Genomic DNA, 12,075 nt, shown 5'->3' on the forward strand with positions numbered 1-12,075 from the left:
ACGCGGCGCGATTCGACGTCGGCTTATCGTGGCGAACACGAGAGTGATCGCCATACAGCAATTAAGGAGTGCATCATGAAGGTTGGGGCGACTGACGTCCTGCTGCCCACGACGATGGTCGGTAACTATCCGAACCCGCGCTGGTACGACGGACATGGATTCGCTCAGTTCCCGAAAGGCGAGTTCGTGTACGACGCGATCAGCCGGGAAGCGTTCGAAGACGCCGTTCTCGCCATCGTGCATGATCAGGAGGCCGCTGGCCTCGACATCATCTCGGACGGGAAAGTCTACGGCGGCGATTCTCCCTACGGATCGATCATCTATCACTACTACGAACGGATGAGTGGATTCAAACCGTCGGGAACCAACATCGGTTTGCCGATCTTCTCCACCTTGTATTCACCCATCGTGGATTCGGAAGTTCGTCGTGAACATCCGTTCCACCTCGCGACCCTGCGTGCAACAAAGAAGGCGACCAACAAGCCAGTCAAGGTGTCCTATGTCGGCATCCAGGTGCTCGCCGCCGCGGCAACGAACAAGTTCTACGACGAGGACCGCGAACTCGGCATGGCCATCGCGAAGGCATTCAAAGAGGACTTCCAGGAGCTCGAGCAGAATGGCTGTGACATTATCCAACTCGACGAGTTTGTCTGGCCCTACGGAATTGGGGACTGGGAAGTCGAGGCCATTAACTACGCGATGGATGGCATCAGCTGCGACTTCTGGGTGCACACCTGCTGGGGTAACTACTCGGGTACACCGGGATACCTCCCCGAGGAAAACGACAAAGAGTTCGGCGCTTGGGTTCTTGACAAGAGGACTTCAGAGTCGGCACAACCTGAAGGTGCGGCCGCGATCTTCCCGAAGGTGCTGGAGACCAACATCACCGCGCTGAACTACGAAGTCGGTCGCACCGGGCCCGATGACCTAAAACCGCTAATCGACTACAACTGGAACCGCCCCTTCGTCGCGGGCGTCATCGATGTCAAGAGCACGATCACCGAAACTGCCGACGAAGTCGCCGACAGGATCCGATCGGTGCTGGAATTTGTTCCGGCAGAGCAACTTGCACTTTCCACGGACTGCGGCCTAGTTAATCTGAACAGAATGGTTTCCGCGAGCAAGCTGCATGCACTCGCCGACGGCGCAGCAATCGTCCGGGCGGAACTCCAAGGACAGCAATGAACGCACACGATCTCGTTGGCAGAAGTTGGGGCATAGCACGGTCGATGCTGCAAATTTCTCGATCCGTCTTGCTCTCACTTGGTGATGGCCTCAACGTCGTGTCGACTATCGGCCTGTCCGGACACAACGCCAAGCCGGAACTGTCATGCGAGGACGATGTGCAACCAAGGAGTACCGACGAATATCAGTGCGGGTCTTCCTCATCGATCCTGGACAACGCGACGTCCGGAACAAGAACCGAAGATCTGCCCGTCAAAGGAAGTGGGCGCCCGAGCTCTCTGCTCTCGCCCTGGGTCAATGAAGAAGGAGCCGTTCTCAATGGCTGTTAGTCACACTCCACCGCAGCGGAAGGTGCTCTCCGGAAATCGGACATTCGGCTGGGTGACGCCAAAAGGCAAGCGTCCCACCGAGTACGAAGATCTGACCGTGGGGCAGCAGTCGACCCCGGCGCAGTATGCATTTCAGGGCTGGCCACTCCGATTCGACAACGGACGCGATCCCTACACCGAAGACTCGACGGTACTGCGCTCGTCTAACTGGTACGCGTATCGCGATCCGAACCAGACGATGAACCGTCCGTACATCGCTGGCGTACACGAAGCTGAAAAAGCCCTCCAGAACACGTTCCTCGGTGCGAGTGCGGGCGGCCTGTTCGGCTTCGCGAACGAGGAATGGGTAAGCAAGGGCCTCGCCAAGCACTACATGACGTACCCCTTCGTCGAGTACGGCATGTTTCTTGCGCTGTGTTACGCAGAGCGCGAGGCACTTTCCGACACGGTGACGTTCTCTATGGTGTTCGAGGCCGCCGACAAACTGCGCCACCTGCAAGATGTCGTCTACTACTCGTTCGAACTTGCCGAGGCGCACCCCGAATTCAATGATGAGGACTGCCTGCGGGTCTGGAAAGAAGACCCGGTTTGGCAGGGTGCTCGTGAGGCGATCGAGAACGTCATTGCGCTCGATGACTGGATGGAGATCGTCGTTGCATTGAACCTGTGCTTCGATCCGCTGTTCGGTGAATTGGCGAAAGTCGAATACTTCACGCGATTTGCTGGCGCGAACGGCGACCTGGTTACACCGTCGGTTATCGCCTCATCCGAGGCCGACACAGTGCGGACCCGGGCGTGGACGAAGGAACTCATCCGCCACCTGGTCGAGGACCCCGAGTATGGCACCCACAACTCGTCGATCATTGCGGCGTGGGTGGATAAATGGAACAGGTACTCGCTGAAAGCCTGCGACGCCTTCGCTCCCGTGTTCTCCGAGGTTCCTAACCAGCCAACCAGCTACGAGGACGCAATGGCCGAGATCCGAGAAAAGCAGTCGCGGATTCTCAACGAACTCAACCTCGACCCGGTATCAGCCAACTAGTCTGAAAGACAAGGTGAATCACGTTGTCATCTCCCACGCCCGCTCGGGATAGAACGCAAGTCCGCGATACCGTCGGCATCTCGCTGATCGGGAGTTCAGAAACCAGTGTCATCGTTGACATGGTTGCTGAGCTTGTCCCCGACGCCAAGATCACCGACAACGACGTGTTCTTCAAGATAGAACGCGACGGAATGCTGAGCTTCGACATGGTTGAACTTAGCGACCGACTTGGCAAGCCGTATACGGTTCATGACTTCCTCGTCAATATGACCAGTTACTACGGGCGAATTGTCGTGAAGGATCACGGGATCGAGATCCACTCGGAGATCCTCCCGGAACGATTCCGCGACTAGGCCCCGTCCGGACCACGATCCTTCACAACCAAGAAACGGAAGAAACATGGCTAATCCCACTATTGAAGTTGTTCACGAAAAGTCCAAGAGGTACGACTGGGGCTTCGATTACGCGCGCCCTGACCCGAAGTTTCCTACCCGCTACATCATCCCGCCGAAGGGCAAGGATCCATTTCGTTCGATGCTGCGTGGTTACGCAGCGATGGAGACGGAAAAGGACAACCGGGTGTACGGCGGTCTGGACAGCAACGTTCGTTACCGCAACGCAACGTCGGCCGAGCCGCGCTTCATTGAAGGGATGAAGTTCGGCAGCCCCAGCTTGACCGATGCGGAATACCAAGCTGTTTGCGGGTCTGGCTTTCTGATCGCATCGATGAAGAACCAGGAGCTGCGCCAGGGGTACGCCGGCCAGATGCTCGACGAGGTTCGTCACACGCAGATCGAAGTCGCTTTGCGCAAGTACTACTTGAAGAACTACCACGATCCGGCTGGCTTTGACATCGGCCAGATTGGTCTGGGTAATCACCCCATCGGTACCCTCGCGCGGGCTTCGTTCCAGTCGTTCAACACCGGTGATCCCGTCGAGGTCTCGATGTGTCTGAACATCGTCCTTGAGACCGCTTACACGAACCCCCTCGTGGTGGCGTTGCCTCAGGTCGCTGCTGTCAACGGAGAGCACGCGATGCCCACGGCGTTCCTTTCGATCCAGTCTGACGAGTCGCGGCACATGGCCAACGGCTACGGGACCTTGATGAGTGTGATTCAGGAGCATGACAACCTGCCGTTCCTGCAGGAGTCGCTTGACCGTCACTTCTGGCACCAGCATCAGTCGATGGACACGCTGGTCGGTGTTCTTTCGGAGTACTTCGCCGTGGAACGCCCTTGGGCTTACAAGGATGTCTGGGAGGAGTGGGTCGTGGACGACTTCGTCGGCTCTTACATGAGTCGACTGAGTCCGTTCGGGCTGAAGCCGCCGGCGAGGCTTGGTGATGTCGCCCGGTACGTCAATGACATGCACCATTCAGTGGCGATCGCGCTTGCGGCTATGTGGCCGCTGAACTTCTGGCGGACCGACCCCATGGGTCCGGCAGATTACGAATGGTTTGAGAACCACTACCCTGGCTGGACCAAGTCCTACGGCGGTTTGTGGGACGCATTCCGCGACATGAGCGACCCGTCGTCTGCACGAATCTTGTTGCAGGAATTGCCATCACTGCCGCCGTTCTGTCAGGTTTGCCATGTTCCGTGTGTCATGCCGACATTGCACGCACCGGAAACCCGCATCGTTTACGGCGAAGGTAAGAAGTTCGCCGTGTGCAGCGAAGGTTGCGAGTGGATCTTCAACCTCAACCCGACGATCTACTCCGGGTGTGCCAACTGGTGGGAGCGCTTCGATGGAATGGACCTGGCCGATGTCATCTTGGCACTGGGCTACGTCCGACCAGATGGCAAGACCTTGATTGGTCAACCACATCTCAACGCTGAGCGGATGTGGACCATCGACGACATCCGGCGACTCGAGTACGAAGTCAAAGATCCGCTGAAGTAACACTTGGTGGGTCCGCGGAGGAAGCGCCCTCCGACGCCGCTGACAGCCCCTCCGCGGACCCATCTTCATCTCGACCGATTTTGAAGAACCAGCCGCAATTTCAGGAGATCCACTAAAACATGGGTGACACAGTAACCGTACAGCCGTTCGGTGACACGTTCCCGGTCGAATCGGGAGAAACGGTACTGTCCGCAATTCTCCGGAATGGCAGATTCGTGAAATACGGCTGCAAGCACGGCGGATGCAGCACCTGCCGAGCCCAGGTCGTCGAAGGCGAATTCACCCAATCCGACGGAACATCGTTTTCCCTGAGCGACGCTGACCGCGACGCAGGTGTCGTGCTGCTCTGCTCGACATATGCAGACGGCGACTTGGTCGTCGACGTCGGCGAGACAATGGCAGATCTAACCGAAGACGAGTACAACGCCGGCCAAGATATCGTCGAGTTCGTCGGTACAGTCGACCGCATCGTCGACTACACAGCGGATATCAAAGGCATCGAGATCTCCTTGGACGAGCCCTTAGCGATATCGTTTGTAGCCGGCCAGTATGTCGAAGTCCTTGTCCCGGGATCCGACGACGCATGGCGGTCGTTCTCGATGGCCAATCGACCGAGCGACGACTCGCAGGTGCACCTTGTAGTTCGAGTGATTCCCGACGGGCGGTTCACCTCGCAGATCGGCACGACCATCTCCGCGGGGACAAAGCTGAACTTGCGTGGCCCATTGGGGCAGTTTGCAATTCGACTATCACACCGCCCGATTATCTTCATCGCGGGAGGTTCGGGTATCACCCCGGTACTCTCGATGCTTGCCGACCTTATCGAGCAGAATAATCAACGGCGAACGACGTTTCTCTACGGCGCGCGCACCGTGGCTGACCTCCCAATGCTGGACGAACTTCGACAACTCGCAGATGAGCTGGACTGGTTCACGTTTATCCCTGCGCTGAGTCAGCCTGACGATACGCCGTGGGATGGCGAAACCGGTTTGATCACTGAGGTTTACGACAGACACTTCCCGAGTGGCCAAGGACATGAGGCGTACTTGTGTGGCCCGCCTGGAATGATCGATGCAGCACTGGAGTCGCTGATCGCTAGCGGCTGTAAGGAGCGCCATATCTTCTTTGACAGGTTCGTTCCGTCTGGATAGTGACGTCCGCGCCGGACTGACCGTCGGCGTACAGAAGGAGAACAGGACATGCTCAAAGAACTTCAGTCGGCGTTTAGCCGCACCGGGTCACGTGACTTCTTCAGTGACTCGGGAGCAATTGCGACTCACACGGGTCCGGTAGTTGGATACGTCCTGTCCAAATCTCTCATCGGCATCGATTTTGACATCGATGACAGTCTTGAGCCGATCACTGAGCGCGTGCTCGTTGAAGACTGCGGCGTGGTCCGCGTCAGCTCGCTCATTGCACCGCGCGTTGAGACACATGTCGGAGTGCTCGTCAGCACCAGGGTATCTGGAGACACCGCCGAGCGGCCTGACGAGTGTATCGCCGCAGCCTTCCCCGTCCTACGAGTTCTGACTGGGAACGGAGAAGGGATATCTGCGGCCATTGCCGTCGGTTCACCGTCGCTCCGTAAAGAGGTGCTTGAGGACAGTTTGGCGTCGTTGAACCGCAACGGCAGCGTTGTCGCCGCCGGCGAAGGCGCCGCCATCGGGCAATCGCCGGGTAGTGCCTTTGCAGCGATCGCGCGAAGGCTTGTGGAAGCTGACCAGGCCCTCAACCGGGGCCACATCGTGCTAACGGGCAGCATTCACCGCGCGGTCCCTGCTCGGCCAGGAGATCACTTCCGCTGTGACGTACTGGGTCTTGGAAGTGTGTGTATCCGATGCGTCGACTGAAAGCGCGGCAGACGGACGACCGATGCTCTCCGAGGGACGTAGGTCGTGGGCGTTAGATCATCAACTGATGGATTTACCACGCCGCGTCCGCTTCTCGCTGGCGGCAGGCATGCGGTCCGGCTAAGACGACGCAGGCGGGTTCGGGCCAGTCTCGGACCGGACCATCCGAGTTTTTCATCCTGCAAACCCATCTCGGTTCGGATTGAACAGCTCGCCGCCTCTAGATAAAGACGACGTCGGAGCGACGAGCCCGCGGAGGATAACGGAGAATACAACTCATTAAGGACAGCAATGACATGCAATCCGGTTGGGCGCAAGCCGCATACCGATTCTGCGTAGTTCCACGTGGAGCGGGTTCGGCATACCCGTCGTAACGCCTGGAACCAAAAGCTGTCGAATAATTGAGAGATTGGAGTACAACATTAACATCGCGGAAGAGTCGTCTCTTGCATGGGATTTGACCAGCGTGACGGCGCCGTGGCTCTCGCCCGAAGACTACCTCTGGGTCTGCGCGAAAATTGGGGCTGGCGAACAAGGAAGTGCAATTAGCGACATGTTGGCGGTCCTTGTTCGTGCAAAAGCGAAGCTACCGATTGATCTGGTGCAGGCGCTGATGGAGTGGATTGGCGGTTATGCAGGCTCCGACACGGAGCCGGGGCTCCTGCGACTCATGTCGAAGATTGGAATTTCCACCCTGTGCCACAGCACATCTCGTGAGGGTAGCGCGCACCACCTCTGTATCTCGTAGTCTCGATCGCGCGGCGGGTGTTTCAACTCGATAGCTGACAACGTTCCGGTTGTCGCGGATTATGGAGCAGGCTGCGTCGAACGCGTTGGTCTGGCCGCCGAGCGAGTGCTCGGGACGGACGCAAATGCGTGCGACCGACCAGCTCTTCGAAAGGAACGCGTGTTTTCCAAGGTTCTGGTTGCCAACCGCGGTGAGATTGCGATCCGGGCGTTTCGTGCGGTCTACGAGCTCGGCGCGGCCACTGTTGCGGTCTACCCGTATGAGGATCGCAACTCGCTGCACCGGTCGAAGGCGGACGAGTCGTATCAGATTGGCGCCGAAGGGCATCCGGTCCGCGCGTATCTGAATGTCGACCAGATCGTGTCGACCGCACTGGACTGCGGCGCTGATGCGATCTATCCGGGGTATGGATTCTTGTCGGAGAACCCGGAGCTGGCGACGGCGTGCGCGGCGGCTGGGATCACGTTTGTTGGCCCGTCGGCCGATGTGCTGGAGCTGACCGGGAATAAGGCGCGGGCGATCGCGGCCGCGCGGGCTGCCGGGCTGCCAGTGTTGGCGTCATCGCAACCGTCGGCTGATGTCGACGAGTTGGTGGCGGCCGCACAGGCGATGGAGTTCCCGTTGTTCGTCAAGGCGGTGGCCGGTGGTGGCGGGCGCGGGATGCGCCGTGTGGCCGCGGCTGCTGATCTACAGGAGGCCATCGAAGCTGCGTCACGCGAAGCGGAGTCGGCGTTCGGGGACGCGACGGTGTTCCTGGAACAGGCGGTGGTTAATCCTCGGCACATCGAGGTGCAGATCCTGGCCGATGGCTCTGGCGAGGTCATTCACCTGTTCGAGCGAGATTGCAGTGTGCAACGCCGCCACCAGAAAGTCATCGAGCTGGCACCGGCGCCGAACCTCGAACCGGCACTGCGTGCGCGGATCTGCGCCGATGCCGTGGCTTTCGCCCGCCAGATCGGGTACTCGTGTGCCGGCACAGTCGAGTTCCTGGTCGACGATCGGGGACAGCACGTCTTCATCGAGATGAACCCGCGGATTCAGGTGGAGCACACGGTGACCGAGGAGATCACCGATGTGGATCTCGTGTCTGCCCAACTCCGCATCGCAGCAGGGGAGACGCTGGCCGACCTCGGGCTGGCGCAAAACACACTCCAGATGCGCGGTGCGGCCATCCAGTGCAGGATCACGACGGAGGACCCTGCCAACGGATTCCGGCCCGACACCGGGCGGATCACCGGCTACCGATCTCCGGGCGGCGCGGGTATTCGACTCGACGGTGGAACGAACGTCGGTGCCGAAGTCACCGCTCACTTCGACTCGATGCTCGTCAAACTGAGCTGCCGGGGACGGGATTTCGACACGGCGGTCCGGCGGGCCAGACGTGCGGTGGCCGAGTTTCGAATCCGCGGTGTGTCGACGAATATCCCGTTCCTGCAGGCTGTTCTGGACGATCCGGACTTTCAGTCGGGCCGCGTGACGACGTCGTTCATCGACGAGCGTCCTGGGTTGTTGACGGCACGTTCGAGTGCGGACCGCGGCACGAAGATTCTAAATTATCTGGCCGATGTCACCGTCAACCAGCCGCACGGACCGCGGCCCTCGGCGGTCTATCCTCGCGACAAATTGCCCGCTATCGATCTGACGGCGGCCCCGCCACCGGGGTCGAAACAGCGGCTTACCGAGCTCGGTCCTGAGGGCTTCGCGCTGTGGATGCGGGAATCCAAAACGGTCGGTGTCACGGATACGACATTCCGGGATGCGCATCAGTCACTCTTGGCGACGCGGGTGCGGACCAGTGGGTTAATGCGGGTCGCCCCGTACATCGCGCGCATGACGCCCGAGCTGCTGTCGGTCGAATGTTGGGGCGGCGCAACTTATGATGTGGCATTGCGGTTCCTTAAGCAGGATCCCTGGGATCGGTTGGCGGCACTGCGCGAGGCGCTGCCGAACATCTGCCTGCAGATGCTGCTCCGCGGCCGCAACACCGTCGGGTACACGCCCTATCCCGAACAAGTGACCTCCGCGTTCGTCGAGGAAGCGGCACAGACTGGTGTGGACATCTTCCGGATCTTTGATTCGCTGAACAACATTGTTGCCATGCGCCCGGCGATCGATGCGGTGCTCAATACCGGCACGACGATCGCCGAGGTGGCGATGTCGTATACTGGGGATCTCTCCGATCCGGGCGAAGATCTCTACACGCTGGACTATTACCTGCGGTTGGCAGAGGCGATCGTCGATTCAGGTGCGCACGTGCTGGCTATCAAGGACATGGCCGGATTGTTGCGCGCCCCAGCTGCAGCCACGTTGGTGGCGGCGTTGAAATTGCGGTTCGACCTGCCGGTGCACGTGCATACCCATGACACTCCGGGCGGTCAGTTGGCGACTTATGCCGCGGCGTGGTCTGCCGGGGCGGATGCGGTCGACGGGGCGGCGGCGCCGTTGTCCGGCAGCACCAGTCAGCCGTCGCTGTCGTCGATTGTGGCCGCAGCGGCGCGCACCGAGTTCGACACCGGGTTGTCGTTGTCGGCGGTGTGCGATCTTGAGCCGTATTGGGAGGCGCTGCGAAAGGTGTACGCCCCGTTCGAGTCCGGACTGGCGGCCCCGACCGGACGGGTGTATACCCACGAGATCCCAGGTGGACAATTGAGTAACCTGCGGCAGCAGGCCATCGCGTTGGGATTGGGGGACAGGTTCGAAGACGTTGAAAACGCCTACGCTGGTGCTGATCGCGTGCTGGGGCGCTTGGTTAAAGTCACCCCGTCGAGCAAGGTGGTAGGGGATCTGGCGTTGTCGCTGGTCGGTGCCGGGGCGAGTGCCGAGGAGTTCGCGGCCGAGCCGGGCCGTTACGACATCCCGGATAGCGTGATCGGATTTCTGCGTGGAGAGCTGGGGGATCCGCCGGGGGGGTGGCCGGAACCGTTGCGCACCAAGGCTCTCGACGGCCGAGGCCCGGCGAAACCCGAACAGGAGTTGACCGTTGAGCAGGATGCGGCCTTGGCCGCGCCGGGGCCGAAACGTCGGGCAGTGCTCAATCATCTGTTGTTCGCGGGACCAACGGCCGAGTTCGAGGCGCACCGCGAGGAGTTCGGTGACACATCGCGGCTTTCGGCGAACCAGTTCTTCTACGGGCTACGCCATGGTGAGGAACACCGGGTCACACTGGAACCTGGGGTGGAGTTGCTGATCGGGTTGGAAGCGATCAGCGACGCCGACGAGCGGGGCATGCGCACAGTCATGTGCATCATCAACGGACAATTGCGGCCGGTGATGGTCCGGGATCGGTCGATCGCCTCGGATATCCCGGTGTCCGAGAGGGCCGATAAGACCAATCCCGATCATGTTGCAGCGCCGTTCGCCGGTGTGGTCACGGTGACCGTGGCCCAGGGTGACGCGGTGGAGGCCGGGCAGACGTTGGCGACGATCGAGGCAATGAAGATGGAAGCGGCGATCACTGCCACAAAGGCCGGCACTGTCAACCGCATAGCAGTCGCCGCCAGGGCCCAGGTCGAAGGCGGCGACCTGTTGATGGTCCTCACCTGAGCGGTATCACCCGGGACTGCCCCCGGTTTGGTTGACTCCTGACCTGTGAGGATTCGTCCTCGCTGGAAGGATCAATCTCGTGCCGAAACCGTTTCCTGCCGAGTTCCGAGCCGACGTCATCGCTGTGGCCCGCAAGGGTGAGGCGCCGCTGCGCCAAATCGCGAAGGACTTCGGCATCTCGGAAGCCTGCCTGCATCGCTGGCTCAAGATCGCCGACCGTGAGGACGGTGGCGACCGGCCCGGCGCGTCTGCGGCGGCCGCTGACGATGTGGCCGCGCAGCTGCGTGAAGCGCACAAGCGGATCAAACTCCTCGAGCAGGAGGCTGAAGTGATGCGTCGCGCGGTCGGCTACCTGTCTCGGGACGCCAACCCAAAATGATATACCCGCTGGTCCTCGACCTTGCCGCCGACGGGATACCCGTCACGGTGACCTGCCGGGTCCTGGGATTCTCCACTCAGGCGTTCTACAAATGGCGCGAAGCACAGCTGTCTCAGCGTGATTGGGACGATGCGCACCTGATCAACGCCGCCCGCGACATCCACGCCGACGACCCCGCCTTCGGTTACCGATTCATCGCCCACGAACTTCCCGCGCGCGGGATCACCGCCGGTGAAAACCGCATCGCACGGCTGTGTTCCCAGGAGCGCATCTGGTCGATCTTCGCCAAGAAACGTGGACTGAACCGTCGATCCGGGCCACCGGTCCACGACGACCTCGTTCAGCGTCAGTTCGGCGCCCAGGCCGCCAACCAGGTCTGGCTGGCCGACATCACCGAGCGCCGCACCGACGAAGGCAAGCTCCACCTCTGCGCCATCAAAGACGTCCACTCCAACCGGATCGTGGGCTACTCGATCGACTCGCGAATGAAGTCTTCGCTGGCGGTGGCCGCCCTGGATCACGCCGCGGCGCTTCGCTCACCTGTCGCGACGATCGTTGATTCCGACAGGGGCAGCCAAGGCGGATTCAATCGGTTGTCGCAACACCGGCTTGTTGGAGCAAGAGTAACTGGTCGTTGAAGGCCTCCGCCGGAGTCTTCCAGCCGAGGGTCTTGCGGGGTCTGGTGTTGAGGGCGTGAGCGACCGCTTCGATGTCTTCTGCGGTCCATCGGGATAGGTCGGTGCCCTTCGGAAAGTACTGCCGTCAAAGTCCATTGGTGCTTTCGTTGGTGCCGCGTTGCCATGGTGATTGTGGGTCGGCGAAGAACACAGGTATCCCCGTCTCGACGTTGAACTGGGCGTGTGCGGACATCTCTTTGCCTCGGTCCCAGGTCAGTGACCGGGCCAGCTGAGCAGGCAAGGTCGACATCGTCTCCGCGAGTGTATTTTTCATGGTGATCGCGCCGTAGCCCGGTTGCGTCCAGCAGAGTGGTGTACGAGTCGGACCTGATCAGCGGTACCGGCGTGTCGTAGCCGGATGAATGAAGGTCATCGCGTGATTCTTCGAGAGACCCGCGAAAGTCACTCGAGCAAAGGAAT

Annotated in this window: 8 protein-coding genes and 2 pseudogenes; 9 read left to right on the forward strand and 1 reads right to left on the reverse strand. The window is 60.4% G+C overall.

Features of this window, described 5'->3' with window-relative positions:
- Positions 1-75: 75 nt before the first annotated feature.
- From HPC46_RS28420 to HPC46_RS28460, 9 genes and pseudogenes are all read left to right on the forward strand, one after another.
- A complete protein-coding gene (locus HPC46_RS28420; protein WP_179475494.1) occupies positions 76-1,185 on the forward strand; it encodes a cobalamin-independent methionine synthase II family protein in 1,110 nt (369 codons plus the stop codon).
- 297 nt (positions 1,186-1,482) lie between these two features.
- The gene (locus tag HPC46_RS28425; protein WP_233716802.1) at positions 1,483-2,556 is read left to right on the forward strand and encodes an aromatic/alkene monooxygenase hydroxylase subunit beta; all 1,074 of its coding nucleotides are present in this window, start codon (positions 1,483-1,485) and stop codon (positions 2,554-2,556) included.
- Between the two features lie 23 nt (positions 2,557-2,579).
- The gene (locus tag HPC46_RS28430) at positions 2,580-2,909 is read left to right on the forward strand and encodes an MmoB/DmpM family protein (protein ID WP_036424922.1); all 330 of its coding nucleotides are present in this window, start codon (positions 2,580-2,582) and stop codon (positions 2,907-2,909) included.
- 46 nt (positions 2,910-2,955) lie between these two features.
- A complete protein-coding gene (locus tag HPC46_RS28435; RefSeq protein ID WP_179475495.1) occupies positions 2,956-4,458 on the forward strand; it encodes an aromatic/alkene/methane monooxygenase hydroxylase/oxygenase subunit alpha in 1,503 nt (500 codons plus the stop codon).
- A gap of 119 nt (positions 4,459-4,577) precedes the next feature.
- Positions 4,578-5,609, forward strand: a complete 1,032-nt coding sequence (locus HPC46_RS28440; protein WP_179475496.1) for an NADH:ubiquinone reductase (Na(+)-transporting) subunit F — start codon at positions 4,578-4,580, stop codon at positions 5,607-5,609.
- Positions 5,610-5,657: 48 nt separating this feature from the next.
- Positions 5,658-6,308 carry a hypothetical protein gene (locus HPC46_RS28445; protein WP_005148461.1) on the forward strand — a complete coding sequence of 217 codons (651 nt, stop codon included), beginning with the start codon at positions 5,658-5,660 and terminating at the stop codon, positions 6,306-6,308.
- 409 nt (positions 6,309-6,717) lie between these two features.
- Positions 6,718-7,056 carry a hypothetical protein gene (locus HPC46_RS28450; RefSeq protein ID WP_036424915.1) on the forward strand — a complete coding sequence of 113 codons (339 nt, stop codon included), beginning with the start codon at positions 6,718-6,720 and terminating at the stop codon, positions 7,054-7,056.
- A gap of 159 nt (positions 7,057-7,215) precedes the next feature.
- The gene (locus tag HPC46_RS28455) at positions 7,216-10,599 is read left to right on the forward strand and encodes a pyruvate carboxylase (protein ID WP_005148459.1); all 3,384 of its coding nucleotides are present in this window, start codon (positions 7,216-7,218) and stop codon (positions 10,597-10,599) included.
- Between the two features lie 79 nt (positions 10,600-10,678).
- Positions 10,679-11,556, forward strand: a pseudogene (locus HPC46_RS28460) (IS3 family transposase); the annotation flags it as partial.
- A 7-nt stretch (positions 11,557-11,563) separates the two neighbouring features.
- Here the strand turns inward: HPC46_RS28460 and HPC46_RS28465 are convergent.
- Positions 11,564-11,965 (reverse strand): annotated as a pseudogene (locus HPC46_RS28465) (IS30 family transposase); the annotation flags it as partial.
- Positions 11,966-12,075: the final 110 nt, after the last annotated feature.

It is taken from the genome of Mycolicibacterium vinylchloridicum (assembly GCF_013404075.1).
GTDB classification, from domain to species: Bacteria; Actinomycetota; Actinomycetes; order Mycobacteriales; family Mycobacteriaceae; genus Mycobacterium; species Mycobacterium vinylchloridicum.